The organism is Enterococcus sp. DIV0436a, assembly GCF_051711605.1.
GTDB classification, from domain to species: domain Bacteria; phylum Bacillota; class Bacilli; order Lactobacillales; family Enterococcaceae; genus Enterococcus_B; species Enterococcus_B faecium.
Genome location: NZ_JBIONA010000001.1, coordinates 1358334 through 1373433, shown reverse-complemented (window position 1 = coordinate 1373433; position 15100 = coordinate 1358334). Strand labels below are relative to the sequence as shown.

The 15100-nt window shown below is 38.6% G+C and carries 15 protein-coding genes; 4 read left to right on the top strand and 11 right to left on the bottom strand.

What is annotated here, in order from left to right; all coding sequences use genetic code 11:
* Positions 1–102: 102 nt before the first annotated feature.
* Complete coding sequence (locus IGL15_RS06670; protein WP_002295798.1) at positions 103–864, top strand: peptidylprolyl isomerase; 762 nt, start codon at positions 103–105, stop codon at positions 862–864.
* Positions 865–978: 114 nt separating this feature from the next.
* On the opposite strand, the gene fabZ is transcribed toward IGL15_RS06670, so the two are convergent.
* Positions 979–1419, bottom strand: a complete 441-nt coding sequence (gene fabZ / locus IGL15_RS06665; protein WP_002295797.1) for a 3-hydroxyacyl-ACP dehydratase FabZ — start codon at positions 1417–1419, stop codon at positions 979–981.
* Positions 1420–1638: 219 nt separating this feature from the next.
* Here fabZ and fabI point away from each other — a divergent pair, with 219 nt between their 5' ends.
* Positions 1639–2394 (top strand): enoyl-ACP reductase FabI, encoded by a 756-nt coding sequence (gene fabI, locus IGL15_RS06660; protein WP_002295795.1) that lies wholly within the window; start codon positions 1639–1641, stop codon positions 2392–2394.
* A gap of 109 nt (positions 2395–2503) precedes the next feature.
* Here fabI and IGL15_RS06655 read toward each other — a convergent pair whose 3' ends face one another.
* Positions 2504–3556, bottom strand: a complete 1053-nt coding sequence (locus IGL15_RS06655) for a branched-chain amino acid aminotransferase (protein ID WP_002321517.1) — start codon at positions 3554–3556, stop codon at positions 2504–2506.
* 125 nt (positions 3557–3681) lie between these two features.
* On the opposite strand from IGL15_RS06655, the gene IGL15_RS06650 reads away from it, so the two are divergent.
* Positions 3682–4602, top strand: a complete 921-nt coding sequence (locus IGL15_RS06650) for a mechanosensitive ion channel family protein (RefSeq protein WP_002295791.1) — start codon at positions 3682–3684, stop codon at positions 4600–4602.
* Between the two features lie 279 nt (positions 4603–4881).
* Here the strand turns inward: IGL15_RS06650 and cbpB are convergent, their stop codons facing one another.
* The 8 genes from cbpB to IGL15_RS06610 all read right to left on the bottom strand — a co-directional run bounded on the left by cbpB (position 4882) and on the right by IGL15_RS06610 (position 11246).
* Positions 4882–5382 (bottom strand): cyclic-di-AMP-binding protein CbpB, encoded by a 501-nt coding sequence (cbpB, locus tag IGL15_RS06645; protein WP_002295789.1) that lies wholly within the window; start codon positions 5380–5382, stop codon positions 4882–4884.
* A 106-nt stretch (positions 5383–5488) separates the two neighbouring features.
* On the bottom strand, positions 5489–6007 hold the full coding sequence (locus IGL15_RS06640; RefSeq protein ID WP_002288030.1) for a metallophosphoesterase: 519 nt from the start codon (positions 6005–6007) through the stop codon (positions 5489–5491).
* Positions 6008–7363 (bottom strand): ribonuclease PH, encoded by a 1356-nt coding sequence (gene rph, locus IGL15_RS06635; protein WP_002319030.1) that lies wholly within the window; start codon positions 7361–7363, stop codon positions 6008–6010.
* Between the two features lie 2 nt (positions 7364–7365).
* The gene (racE, locus tag IGL15_RS06630; RefSeq protein WP_033586036.1) at positions 7366–8187 is read right to left on the bottom strand and encodes a glutamate racemase; all 822 of its coding nucleotides are present in this window, start codon (positions 8185–8187) and stop codon (positions 7366–7368) included.
* Positions 8188–8347: 160 nt separating this feature from the next.
* Complete coding sequence (locus IGL15_RS06625) at positions 8348–9004, bottom strand: amino acid ABC transporter permease (protein ID WP_002295785.1); 657 nt, start codon at positions 9002–9004, stop codon at positions 8348–8350.
* Between the two features lie 15 nt (positions 9005–9019).
* A complete protein-coding gene (locus IGL15_RS06620) occupies positions 9020–9667 on the bottom strand; it encodes an amino acid ABC transporter permease (protein ID WP_002288038.1) in 648 nt (215 codons plus the stop codon).
* Between the two features lie 12 nt (positions 9668–9679).
* Positions 9680–10495, bottom strand: coding sequence for a transporter substrate-binding domain-containing protein (locus IGL15_RS06615; RefSeq protein ID WP_086317098.1), 816 nt, complete (start codon positions 10493–10495; stop codon positions 9680–9682).
* 13 nt (positions 10496–10508) lie between these two features.
* Positions 10509–11246: an amino acid ABC transporter ATP-binding protein gene (locus tag IGL15_RS06610; RefSeq protein WP_002288042.1), complete on the bottom strand. Its 738-nt coding sequence runs from the start codon at positions 11244–11246 to the stop codon at positions 10509–10511.
* A 253-nt stretch (positions 11247–11499) separates the two neighbouring features.
* Here IGL15_RS06610 and trpS point away from each other — a divergent pair, with 253 nt between their 5' ends.
* Complete coding sequence (gene trpS / locus IGL15_RS06605) at positions 11500–12510, top strand: tryptophan--tRNA ligase (protein ID WP_002288045.1); 1011 nt, start codon at positions 11500–11502, stop codon at positions 12508–12510.
* 169 nt (positions 12511–12679) lie between these two features.
* On the opposite strand, the gene pheT is transcribed toward trpS, so the two are convergent.
* Positions 12680–15100, bottom strand: a complete 2421-nt coding sequence (pheT, locus tag IGL15_RS06600; RefSeq protein ID WP_104765535.1) for a phenylalanine--tRNA ligase subunit beta — start codon at positions 15098–15100, stop codon at positions 12680–12682.

Here is a 15100-nt window from a genome sequence, read left to right as displayed (position 1 = left end):
TCTTTTAAAATAAATGATAAATTCCAATAATTTAAGTAGGTATTTTCCCTCTATTTTGTTATCATTAAAGATAACAAAATAGTAAATTGGAAAGGAACAGTTATGAAGAAAAATAAAGTTATTTTAAGTATTAGTTTAGCAGCAGCATTGCTGTTTGCTGCTGGTTGTTCTGCAAACAACACGACTTCTTCTAGTTCGTCTACAGAAAGTTCAAAAAGTACATCTACTGCGGAAAGCACGACTGCCAGTAGCGTCGATTTGAACGCATTGGAATTACCACAATTGACGAAAGATGTCGCCGAAAATGAAGATCTGGTCGAAATGGTGACGAATAAAGGCACAATCAAAATCAAATTATTTCCCGAATACGCACCAAAAGCGGTTGAAAACTTTATGACACATGCAAAAGACGGTTACTACAACGGACTGACTTTCCATCGCGTCATCAAAGATTTCATGATCCAAGGTGGCGATCCTAAAGGCGATGGCACTGGAGGGGAAAGCATTTGGGGAGAAGGATTTGAAACAGAGATCAACAACCACCTTTATAATATAAGAGGTGCGTTATCTATGGCTCGCTCACAAGATCCTAACAGTAACGGCAGCCAGTTCTTTATCGTTCAAAATACAGATGATATGCATGATGGTCTTTTAAAAGACGACTATCCTCAAGCAATCATCGACGCTTATAAAAACGGCGGTTATCCTTCACTAGATGGCCATTATACTGTCTTCGGCCAAGTGATTGAAGGAATGGATGTCGTGGATGCTATTGCAAATATCGAAACAGATAGTTCAGACAAACCAAAAGAAGAAGTAAAAATCGATAAAATCAATATACTGCAAGAAGCAAAACAAAAATAGAAAAATAACGTCTGAATCCCGCATAGATGACAACGTATGCTAGGATTCAGGCGTCTTCTTTTTACATAAAAAGCAAGTAAGCTTCCTTCTGTTTTGCTATATCAGGTTTTATAGTCAAGCATTTTGGTTGACGATGAACGTGAACTCGCACTCACAGACTTTTTTATCATCTACATATGCTGCAGATAACGCTGTACCGACTGATCCCTTCATTTTGGTGATTTCAAAATGACATTTCAGCACATCTCCTGGAACAACTTTTTGACGGAATTTGGCCTTATTGATCCCACCGATATAAGCTCTTTTTCCTAGAAACTCTTCTGATTTTAGGATAAGTATCGAACCTGCTTGTGCCAGTGTTTCTAGAATCAACGCACCCGGCATCACTGGATTGTCAGGAAAGTGACCTTGGAAAAAATCTTCATTGATTGTTACATTTTTTGTCGCAACGATCTTTTTTCCTGGTTCTAAAGTATCTACATAATCAATATAACAAATAGGATAACGATTAGGAATCAATTCCATTACTTCAGTAGCAGATAATACGTAAGACATAATTAAACTCCTTCTTTCAGGCAATTGCCATTTTCATTACTTTGACTATCAAAGTATCATATTCCTAAATATTTAGCAATCTTTTTTTAATTTAAGAAAAAATAGTTTGACAATCAAAACATTTTGACTAATAATTAAGAAATCAAGAAGTTATTTTAGCTATTATTCTCTATTTTTTTACGACTATCAAATTTTTATCAGAAACAAAGGAGAGTCATTATGTCATTTCTAGAAGGAAAAAAAATCGTCATTATGGGCGTCGCTAACAAAAAAAGCATTGCGTGGGGTTGTGCTGAAGCAATGTTGAAACAAGGGGCAGAAATTATCTATACTTACCAAAATGAACGAATGAAAAAATCATTAGTCAAATTGGTCGGCGAAGAAGCATTCACTGTAGAATGTGATGTTTCTAGCGACGAAAGCATCGAAAAAGCAATGAATGCCATCGGTGAATATGCTGGGGAGATCCACGGCCTTGTCCATGCAGTTGCTTACGCCAACAAAGAAGAATTGTCCGGAAATGTGTCTGATATTTCCAGAGACGGCTATCAATTAGCTCAAGATATCAGCAGCTACTCTTTAATTGCTGTATCAAAATACGCACAACCGTTTCTTGCACCAAACAGCGGGATCGTTAGCATGACTTATCTAGGTTCAGAACGCGCAATCCCGAATTATAACATGATGGGTATTGCGAAAGCTTCTCTTGAAGCTGCTATCCGTTATTTGGCAGCTGAATTCTCTCCTAAAGGAATTCGGGTCAATGGAATCTCAGCTGGGGCAATCAAAACATTAGCTGTCACAGGTGTTAAAGACTATCAAAAACTGATCCAGTTATCTGAATCTCGTACGCCTGATCAGCAAGGTGTGACGATCGAAGAAGTCGGTAATGCTTGTGCTTTCTTAATCAGCCCACTTTCCAGCGGAATCATCGGTGATATTATCTACGTTGACAAAGGTGTCCATCTTTCATAAACTTTTGTTGCATTCTTTAAAGTAAAACATGTAAAAATCAGGAAAAAACTTTTTAAAGTCTCTTCCTGATTTTTTCTTTTTACGTTTTTTTCAACTCATTACTTTGAAATTATTCCACGACTTCAATCCAGCCTTCTGGTGCTTCTATGTCTCCAAATTGAATACCTGTCAATTCATCATACAACCGTTTTGTTACTGGTCCTACTTCCGTTTCACTATAAAATACATGAAGATTGTTATTGTGATAAATCCCACCGATTGGAGAAATAACAGCCGCTGTACCACATGCACCAGCTTCTGCAAATTGATCTAGATCATCAATGAAAATATCTCCTTCAATTGCTTGCAGTCCTAGTCGTTCTTCAGCTAACTGCAACAAGGAATATTTCGTGATACTTGGTAAGATAGAGGGCGATTGCGGAGTGATGAATTTTCCGTCTTTTGTAATTCCAAAGAAATTTGCTGCACCTACTTCTTCGATTTTCGTATGTGTGGCTGGATCAAGATAAACACAATCTGAGTAATCCAGTTCTTTTGCTTCTGTTCCTGGAAGTAAACTCGCTGCGTAATTTCCGCCGACTTTTGCTGCACCAGTCCCCTTAGGAGCAGCACGATCGTAATCAGATACAATAAAATTCGTTGGTTTTAGTCCACCTTTGAAATACGCTCCTACTGGCGTACAGAAGACGACAAATAAATATTCTGGAGCTGGATGGACACCAATGTTTTCACCGACCCCAATCAGTAAAGGGCGCAAGTATAATGTAGCGCCTGTTCCATAGGGCGGCACAAAATCTTCATTTGCTTTTACCACTTGCTTGACAGCATCAACGAACATCTTTTCAGGGACCATTGGCATCAGCAATCGTCTAGCACTTTGATTCATCCGTCGACTATTTTGTTCAGGTCGAAAGAGATTGACCTTGCCGTCTTTTCGACGATAAGCTTTTAGACCTTCAAAACATTGCTGACCATAATGAAGCGCTGGAGAGCCTTCATGAATCGTCAGGTAATTATCTTCTGTCAATTCTCCTTCTTCCCATTGTCCGTCTTTCCATTTGGCAATAAAACGCCAAGGAGTTTTGATATAAGAAAAACCTAGATTGTTCCAATCGATTTGCATATACTTACCACCTTCGTTATTTTCTCCACATTTTATCATTATCCATATTATTTGTCATTTTATTTTCAGCTTTTTTCCTTCATTATAGTTATTTTTGCTATTTCCTTTTTTGAAAACTTCTTGGTACAATACAGAAAGAATCAAATTTTAGAAAAGAGGATTTTATGTTTTCATTATTAGCAACTGCCGGTACGACAGACTCTTCTGGCGAGACATTGACAGATCAAGCTGTCAGCAAAGTAAATGCGTTTCAGCGGTTTTGGGACGGGATTGATTGGGACGCCATTTTGGCTGCCTTTATCCAAAAAAGTTTATATCTGATTTTTTTGATCGTCCTTTTTTGGATTCTTCACCGTGTGGGAAAATATCTGATTGATAAGTCTTTTAATCAGTATTCTAAAAAAGCCATTCTAAACGAGAGCCGCTTAAAGACTTTACATAGTCTTTTAAATACTATTTTTCATTATACCCTTGGTTTCTTTTTTATCTATGCAATTTTATCTGCTATCGGTGTGCCGATCGGATCACTTTTGGCTGGTGCCGGAATTGCAGGTGTGGCAATCGGTCTTGGTGCCCAAGGATTCATGAGTGATGTTATTACCGGATTTTTTATTATCATGGAACAACAGATGGATGTTGGGGACTACATCAAGCTAGCAAACTTAACGATTGAAGGAACCGTCGTATCTGTTGGTATCCGTACCCTTCAGCTGAAAGCAACGGATGGTACTGTCCATTTCATCCCGAATCGAAACATCACCACGATCAGCAATCTCTCTCGTGCAAATATGCAAGTACTTTTAGATATTCGGATTGTTCCTGAAGAAGGATATGACAAAATCTATGAGATCATTGATCGAGTAAATCGTACATTAGCTGAAAAATACCAAGAAGAGCTCCAAACTGAACCTTCTATCTTTGGATTAGTGGATCTTGGAAACAGCAATTTTGCGATTCGTACGGTCTGCTACGCATTGAACGGAAAACAATATGCCTTAAAAGAAGAGTTCTTGAGCTCCTATGTCAAAGAATTGACAGCTTCTGGTTTCACGATTCCGAACAGTCCAATTGCTGTCGGAAAATAATTTGGACAAACGATGCAACGAATCTCACTAAAAAGAGCGTGGGACAAAAGTAAAGAACACTTTTGTCCCACGCTCTAAACACGTATAAACGGCGGAAGCAGAAGCAACTCCTTCGGAAATAAGCTGAAATTCACAAAAATTTGAAAAGCAATTTTCGTGAATTCCTTCTTATTTCTTGGAGTTAAACGCTTTTGTCCCAGCCTCTTTTTCAAGATAAAGTCAAAACTGGTACGCTGTTTTTTCTACTTATTTTTTGATTATCTTTTAGTTTCTCGTTCTTTAGCTCACGATATCGATTTGTTCTTTTAATTCTTCGATTTTCGGAGACAATATATTACGACGTTCTAATTCATGCACCATGAAGTTTACGGCTTTAAGCAGCTCTTTTCTTGTAATGATTCCTTTGAAAATCCGATCTTCTGTGACAACCGGTAAAAAAGGCGAATCGACTAACAAATGGAGTACTTCTTCTAGTTCCCAATTTTCATCAATTGTCGGAACATCTGTTTCTGTCACATCAGCAACCGTTAGTCCTTCTAACGGGTCCATGCTGATTGTTTGCAAGTCAATCATTTTATTGACCACATCTGATAAACTTACTAGTCCTACAAAGTGATCATCTTTTCCTAATACAGGAATTTTGGAATAACCGACCTTCGATAACACAAGTAAACCATGGGATAATGGATGATGATACATAACATTTGCCACATTTTCTGCAGGAATCAAAAACGTTTCCTGATTTTCCAGCAGCATTTCTCTTACTATAGGTCCAATCATCTGATGGCCTCCATTTCTATTTCATTCAACACTACTATTTTACCGAAACCGGATGCAAAATTCATAAAATAAAGCTTATTTTTATTAAAAATTAGAGTTTTTTTATTCAGCGCTCTCTCGAAAAAGAAAAGGCCAACTCTTCAACTGCCTGATGGGCACGGTTATAGTATTGAACAGAAATTTGGTCATCTAAACTTTCGATAAGAGCATATGATGGGATTTGGATCGGGCCTCTAGGCTGAGAAATGCTACCAGGATTCAAAAACAGGATTTTCTGATCCATCTCACAGCCTATTTGATGGGTATGACCAAAAAACACCATATCGGCAGTTGCAGCTCGAGCTTCGATTGCTAACTGTGTCAAACCAAATCGGACATTCGATAAATGACCGTGAGTCATGAATACTGTATCCTGACCAGTTTGGATCACTTTTTTCTGTTCGAATCCTGGTCCATAATCACAATTACCTTGAACCACTTGGAATGTATCCCATAATGGGTCAGAAGCTTCTAATTCCGAATCACCACAATGGAAAAAGATATCCACTTCAGAACGATAACGATCTACTAAGTCAACGAGGATATCTCTGTCTCCATGATTATCACTTACTACTAAATACCGCATCTATCTCTCTCCTTCCAGCCATTGTTTCCACTCGGCACTCAATTTTTTCATTGCTTGAGCCCGATGACTGATCTTGTTTTTTTCTTCGCTCGATAATTCTGCTGCTGTTTGTTTCTTACCTTCTGGGATAAATAAAGGATCATACCCAAAGCCATTTTCGCCAGATGGTATACGGGCTACTCGACCGGGCCATTCCGCTTCTACTACAAGGCTGTCTTTTTTGGGTGCCGCAAATACTAATGTACAATGGAATTGTGCTGTTCTTTTTTCATCCGGCACATCTGTCAATTCATATAATAATTTGGCGTTATTCCCCGCATCACTTTTTTGTTCCCCTGCAAAACGTGCAGAATAGATTCCTGGCATACCGCCTAAAGCATCGACTTTCAAACCTGAATCATCTGCTAAGACTGGCTGATCAAGCAATTGTGCAATCGTTTCTGCTTTTAATCGGGCATTTTCTTCAAATGTGCTGCCAGTTTCTTCCACATCTGGCAATTCAGGATAGTCAAGTAATGTTTTTACATGATATCCCGCTTCTTTGAACATATTTCGAAACTCTTCTGCTTTTCCTGGATTTCTTGTCGCAATGATGATTGTTTTTGTTTCTTCTATCCGCTCATCATTTTGAGCAAACTCTGTTAGCAAAGCATGTTTTTGCTCTTTGATCAAATCTTCAATCGCGTTTTTTCCAAAAAAGAGCATTTCATTCAACTGTTCACCATCAAACGTTGCTTCTTCTCCAGTTCCTTGAATCTCCACGAATTTTCCAGATTCTGTCATTACAAGGTTCATGTCTACAAGTGCTGCGGAATCTTCTTGGTAATCCAAATCTGTGACGCAAGTCCCATCTGGTAAGATTCCTACGCTAACTGCAGCAAGATGTTCTTTGATTGGATCTTCTGACAATTCTTTTTCTCTTAAAAGTTTTTCAATGGCTAATTTCAATGCCACGAATGCCCCAGTGATACTTGCTGTTCTAGTACCGCCATCCGCTTGGATCACATCGCAGTCTACGATGATACTACGTTCTCCTAATTTTTCCAAGTCTACTACTGCACGCAAGGAACGACCAATAAGACGCTGGATTTCCATTGTTCTACCAGAAAGTTTTCCTTTGCTGCTTTCTCTACGATTTCTCGTACTCGTTGCTCGAGGCAGCATACTATATTCTGCTGTCACCCACCCTGTTCCTGTTTCTCTCAAAAAGGGAGGTACAGAATCTTCTATTGTTGCAGAACAAATAACTGTTGTATCACCAAAACGGATCACTACCGATCCTTCTGGATATTTGAAAACATTTGTTTGAAGCTCCAGTTTGCGAAGCTCTTGGGCTTTTCTCCCGTCATGACGCATCCTTATTTTCCTCCCAATTCGATATGTTCTACATTTAAGTGTCCGATTCCAAGCCAGTCTTCAGCTATTTCCTCGAAAAGTTTGGCAGAGCCAGTTGTATAAAACTGACATAATGTCCGACCATTTTGCGGTGAATTGCTCAAATTGAAATAATCTAACAGCATAGATACTTCACCTACTGTTTCTGCTCCAGAATCGATCAGTTGAACATTTTCTCCCACTACATTTTGAATGATGGGGCGTAATAATGGATAATGGGTGCATCCCAAAATCAATGTATCGATTTTTTTAGTGGTTAAAGGAGCTAATGTTTCTGCCACAATTTTTTTCGCCACCGATGAATGGTATTCATTACTTTCGACAACTGAAACAAATTTTGGACAAGCAAGACTTGTCACAGTCAATTCTGGTACTTTCTCTTTCAGTGCTTTTTCATAAGCTTGACTTTTTACCGTACCAATCGTACCGATAATGCCAACTTGTTTATTTTGTGTTTTTTTTACTGCCGCTCTAGTACCGGGAAGGATCACACCGATGACTGGAATAGAAAGAGCAGCTTTGATTTCTTCTAAAGCCACCGCAGTTGCGGTATTGCAGGCGATCACCAGCATCTTGATTCCTTGCTCCACCAGATAATCCGTCATTTCCCAAGTATACTGGATTACCTGTTCCGCGGGTCTAGGGCCATATGGGCAGCGTGCTGTGTCTCCTACAAATAAAATATTTTCATTCGGTAATTGTTTCAGGGCTTCTTTTACTACAGTCAAGCCGCCGACACCTGAATCAATAAATCCGATAGGGCGATTATCTGTCAATCGTATCATCCTTTTTTTCAATAAATTCTATCCTCCCTATTGTGTACTTTTTAGCGTGAATTTTCAAGTGCTCTTACTTGCTTAAAACAATCGAAATCTCTTTTTTCGAATGGAAAGAGGAAAAGCGGTTGTGACTTTAGTTTGCCACAACCGCTAAAAGAATCATCTATTAATAACTGTACCGTCTCTTTTCCAAGTAACCGGAAAGCAGAGAAAGCGCGTAACATACCACGAAGTACATAAGTGTCATGATGATGAACATCGGAAGCACATAATTGGTGTTCTGTCCATAAATAATACGTGCCTGATGAGAAAGTTCAGGTAAAGAAATGATTACTGCTAATGAAGTATCTTTGATCAGTGAAATCAATTGGCTCACAATTGCCGGGATCATTGATTTAAATGCTTGCGGTAACACGATCGTTCGCATCGTTTCTACATAAGTCAGTCCCGTTGATAATCCTGCTTCCATCTGTCCTTTTGGAACAGCATTGAGTCCAGCTCGGAAAATTTCCGACAACATAGCTGACTCAAAAATCGTTAATGCTGCAACAGCGGACCAGAAGATGTTCATCTGAATGCCGATTTGAGGTAAGGCAAAGTAAGTGAAGAAAATGATCAATAATAATGGAAGATTCCGTATAATATCAATCACTACACCAAGGATTTTGGAAAAGAAAGGGATATTCGCAAAACGAATCACACCTGTCAGACCACCGATCAAGAAACTAAAAATGATCGAAAACAATGAAACTTCAACAGTAACCTTTAATCCTTCCAATAAAAAACGGATATTCATCCATGAAAAAGCGCCACTAAAATCCATGTATTTCCCCTCCTTCTATGAACGAACCGCCCATTTTTTCTCAAGATAAACCATTAAGTAAGATAACGGTAGCGTGATAACTAAGTAAAATAACCCAACGATGATATACGTATCGAAGGTATTGAATGTTTCACTGGCGATCAAGTCTCCTTGATACATCAAATCTAAACCAGCTACGATTGCTAAAATAGATGAGTTTTTTACGAGGTTGATAAATTGGTTGCCTAATGGCGGGATAACGATTTTGAATGCTTGCGGTAAAACAATATAACGCATGATTTCTGAATAGGTAAAACCAGAAGATAGTCCTGCTTCTGTTTGACCTTTTGGTACGGTTTGAATCCCTGAACGTACTGTTTCAGCAATAAAAGCAGATGTATAGATCGTTAATCCAATCGTACCTGCTTGGAATCCATCTAGATTAAACCAATAAATCGGTACGACAACATAAAAAAACATCACGATGATTAATAATGGAATGTTTCTAAAAAATTCTACATATGCCTTTGCTAAGGCGCTCACTACTTTATTCTTTGATAATTGGAAGATTGCCATTAACGTTCCGATAATCAAACTAAACACAAGTGCTAAGACACTCGAAAACAATGTGATCTTGAACCCGTCGACAAAGATTGGTCCATAAGTCTGTATCAATTCGCTCATTGCCTCTCCCCCTTACTCTACTTTTCCTTCAGTTTCATTTGGAAACCATTTTTGATAGATTTTATCGTATGTGCCATCTGCATGCATTTCCTCTAGCGCTTGGTTAACAGCTTTCAAGAAGTTTTCTTGCCCTTTGTTGATCGCAATCCCGTAAGGCTCATTAGTAAACGTTCCACCAACTAACTCATACTCTGGATTTTCATCTGCAATCCCTAACAAAATCGCATTATCCGTAGTCATCGCGTCTCCCTGACCAGATTGTAAAGCAGTGAATGCTTCTGCATAGTTTTCTAATTCTAAAATTTTTGCATCTGGTGCATGCTGTCGGATATTCGCAGCCGATGTAGAACCTTTGACTGCTAGAACCGTTGTAGAAGCATTCAAATCATCTACACTTTTGATTTGGCTTCCTTTCTTTACCAACAAAGCTTGGCCAGCATCGAAATAGACATCTGAAAAGTCAACCTGTTTTTTTCGTTCATCTGTGATCGTCATCGTTGCAATAATTGCATCGATATTTCCGTTTTTCAATAATGGAATCCGAGTTTTAGAAGTGACTTCAACAAATTCTGTTTTTCCATTGTCACCAAGGATCTTTTTAGTGATTGCTTTTGCAATATCTATATCAAATCCTTGTACAGTTCTGCTCTCAATATCCATCATTCCAAATAATCGAGTATCATACTTGACACCCCAGATGATTTCATTGGTAGATTTGCTTCGCTCTAAAATATCTTCATTTGCCAACCCATTTCCTTTACATCCGGCTAGTGCAAGAAAAGCAATGCCTAAAAGGAAAATCAGGCGTATTTTTTTTAACCTGCGCATCTTTTTCCTCCTATCAATGATTGATAACTTTACTGATAAATTGCTGTGCTCGGACTTCATTTGGATTTTCGAAAAAGTCTCTCACATTTCTGCTGTCTTCCAATACTTCTCCATCAGCCATGAAGATAACACGATCCGCCACTTCTTTGGCAAAGCCCATTTCATGTGTCACGACAATCATTGACATACCGTCATGAGCCAATTTTTTCATAACGTCTAATACATCACCAATCATTTCCGGATCCAAAGCAGAAGTAGGTTCATCAAACAGCAGCATCTCAGGATTCATCGCTAAACCTCTGGCGATTGCCACCCGTTGCTGTTGTCCCCCGGATAACATGGAAGGATAAGAATCTTTCTTATCTAACATATTGACAGTTTTCAGAAATTTCTCAGCGTTTTTGACTGCAGTTGCCTGGTCTTGCTTTAACACTTTGATTGGTGCTAATGTAATATTTTCCAGAACGGTTTTATTAGGATACAAATTGAAATGCTGGAAAACCATGCCGATATTCTTTCGGACTTCTGTCAACTTTGTCTTTTTATCATGCAAGTCAGTATCATTAATTAGTAGCTTGCCTGAAGAAATCGTCTCTAATCCATTGATACAGCGAAGCATCGTGCTCTTTCCTGAACCAGAAGGACCAATGACAACGACAACTTCTCCTTTCTCGAATTCGAGATTGATATTTTTTAATGCGTGGAACTTGCCATAATATTTATCCACGTGATCAAATTTAATCATTGCCATAGAATTACACTCCCATTATTATTTAGTAAGATTTCTTTTAAAGATGTATAATAAAATACATTATATCTGATAGTTTAGTAATTTGTAAAGTTTCTTAGAACGTTTATTCTCCCATAAATATTTCTTCCATTTCTAATCTATTAGTTATTTTATCCTCTTTCCTTGTTTTTTCCTTAGGAACTGTTGTTTCTTTTCAGGAAAAACGGTAAGATATTAAGTGCTCAGACTTACAAATCGTAAAGAGGTGTCTTTTTTGAAAAATATTATTTTAACGGGAGATCGACCAACTGGGAAGCTGCATTTAGGGCATTACGTCGGTTCTCTAAAAACCCGAGTGGCTATGCAAGCAGATGAAGACAACCAACTGTTTGTCATGATTGCTGACATGCAAGCACTGACAGATAATGCTAAAAATCCTGAGAAGGTTTCATCAAATGTCTTGCAAGTTGCTTTAGACTATTTAGCCGTGGGATTAGATCCTGCAAAATCTACTTTATTTATCCAATCACAAATTCCGGAATTAGCTGAATTAACCATGTATTATTTGAACTTAGTCAGCGTAGGACGCGTTCGGCGCAATCCGACTGTCAAAACAGAAATCGAACAAAAAAAATTCGGTGAAAGCGTGCCTACAGGATTCTTTATCTATCCTGTTTCTCAAGCAGCAGATATCACTGCATTCAAAGCGAATCTTGTACCTGTTGGTGAGGATCAAAAACCAATGCTAGAGCAGACACAGGAAATCGTACAAAGCTTCAATCATACATATGGTGAAGTCTTGGTGGAACCAAAAGGCGTATTCCCACCAAAAGGAATGGGTAGATTACCTGGAATCGATGGAAATGGCAAAATGAGTAAATCGTTAGGAAACGGTATTTATATCTCCGATCCTGCCGATGTCTTACAGAAAAAAGTCATGAGTATGTATACTGATCCAAACCACATTCATGTACAAGATCCTGGACAAGTAGAAGGGAATATGGTCTTCACCTACTTGGATGTATTCGGAACAGATAAAGAAGCAATTGAAGAAATGAAAGCTCATTACCGCCGCGGCGGACTTGGTGATGTAAAGATCAAACGATACCTCATTGATGTATTGGAAGCTGAATTTGCACCGATCCGTGCGCGCCGAGAAGAATTGGAAAAAGATCCTTCAGCTGTTATGGAAATCTTACGTAAAGGTAGTGAAGAAGCTGCTAAAGTAGCTGCACAAACACTTTCTGAAGTAAAATCAGCAATGGGAATCAATTACTTCCATTAATTCATTTACTCTAAAAAAACAGACTGTAAAGGCCTGTTTTTTTATCTCGTCTCTGTGCTATTCCTTTTTTAAAATCAAAAAAAGAGATGTGACACAACTTCGTCACATCTCTTTTTCAAATGTATGGTCTTCAAAAGCTACTTGATTGTTACTTACTATATTTTCCCTCTTAGCGAATACTTGCCTCTAGGTTTTCTACCAACGCTTTTTCGACTTTTTCCATTCCTTTATTGATTTCTTCATCTGTCAATGTTGCTTCTGGGTTGACGAATGTCAGGCTATACGCCATGGATTTATGTCCTTTTTCAATGTTTTCTCCTTGATAGACATCAAATAATTGGATATCTATTAAAAATCTTCCGGCAGCAGAACGGATAACTTCTGTTAATTCCTGATTTGTCACAGTTTCTTTTACAAGCAAAGCGATGTCCCGGCTGACTGCTGGGAATTTTGTCACTGCTTCGAAAACGATCCCTTTTTGAGCAGCTTCCACTACAGCAGATAAATCAAACTCAGCAACATATGTTTCTGGAATATCATAACTTTTTGCAATCGTTGGATGCACTTGACCGACAAAACCAATAAATTTTTCGCCAAGGTAAATCGCAGCAGTTCTTCCAGGATGCATTTCCTTCATTTCTGTCACTGTTTGATAATGGACATCTTCAGTGATGCCTAGTTGTTCAAATAAGTTTTCTAAAAGACCCTTGATGGTGAAAAAGTCTACATTTTGAGCTTTCGTCTGCCAATCTTTTTCTTCCCAAATACCAGAAATAGCGATTGCTGCATGTTTTACTTCTTGCGGCAGATGTGTGCACGGATCATTTTCTTGGAAGAATACCCGCCCAATTTCATATAAAGCAATCTCTGTATTTTTTCGAGCAGTGTTATAACTGATATCATCTAATAGTCCGCTGATCAAATTCATTCGTAATACAGAACGTTCTTCGCTCATTGGCCAGTCCAAACGTGTAATATTGCTTTCTTTTATAACAAACTGTCTTGATTTTTCTTCTGTTGTCAATGCATAACTGATTGCTTCGCTCAATCCGCTTCCTTCAAAGATCGTACGAATTTTACGAGTAGTTTCTTGTTCTTTTGACAAGCTTCCAGCAACCGTTTCTCCACTTGGAAGTGTAGATGGCAACTGGTCGTATCCATAAATACGAGCAACTTCTTCGATAATATCTGCTTCGATTTGGATATCCCAGCGTCTTGGTGGTACTACTACGGAATAAACATGATCCTTTTCTTCATAGCTAAATCCAAGTGCTTCAAAAATCTCATTTACTTCTTTAACGACAAGAGATGTTCCTAAATATTGATTGATGCGTTCAAGTGAAATCTTCACTGATACGTCTTCTGCTTTGATCTCTGAACCTTTGACCGCGCCTTGTAGAACTTCCCCACCCGCAAGAGAAACGATCATTGCTGCAGCAACCTCACTGGCTTCTCCAACAGTCGCATGGTTGATTCCTTTTTCAAAACGTGCAGAGGATTCACTACGCAAATTAAATTGTTTTGCTGTACGACGAATCGAAATTGGATCAAATAAAGCAGATTCTAGTGCAACTGTTGTTGTTTCATTCGTGATCTCTGAGTCTAACCCTCCCATGACACCAGCTAAAGCAACTGGTTCTTTGCCGTTAGTAATGACGAGATTGTCAGTTGTCAATTCCCGAGATTCTCCATCTAGTGTTACTAATGTTTCATTTTCTTTTGCACGGCGGACAAAGATCTCTTTTGATTTCAATTTGTCGTAGTCAAATGCATGTAGTGGTTGTCCGAATAAAAGCAAAATATAGTTCGTCACATCTACTACATTGTTGATTGGACGAATGCCTTCGTTCATCAAAAGATTTTGCAGCCATTGAGGACTTGGCTGGATTCTTACCCCTTCAATGATTCTGATTTGATAAGCAGGAACTGCTTCTTTATCTTCAACTTCCACTTGAATTTTATCGCTAGCAGGACGTGAGGATTCTACCAGCTTTTCGTCATCGAATGTAGGAGTCTGACGATAAATTGCCCCAACTTCATAAGCTACGCCACGCATTGACAATGCATCCGCACGATTCGGTGTGATAGACAATTCAATAATCGAATCATCCATATCCAAATAAGGAAAAACTGGATCGCCATTTACAGCTTCTTGTGGCATATAATAGATACCTTCAGCGTATTCTTTCGGTATAACACTATCTGAATAGCCAATTTCTTGTAATGAGCAAATCATGCCATTTGATACTTGGCCACGCATTTTTCCTTTTTTGATTTTTACATTACCAGCGATACGTGAGTTAGGAAGTGCAACAATCACTTTGATTCCAACCTTCACATTAGGCGCTCCACAAACGATTTGAGACAGTTCGTCTTCGCCAATATCGACTTGACAAATAGAAAGGTGATCAGAATCTGGATGTGGTACGCATTCCTTGACTTCACCGACAACGATTTTTTTCAAGCCTTCTTCTGGAACCGCGATTCCCTCTACTTCGATTCCTGTCACAGACATCTTATCCGCTAATTCTTTTGGTGTTACATTCGATAAATCTACATAACGATTGAGCCATTTATATGAAACTAACAT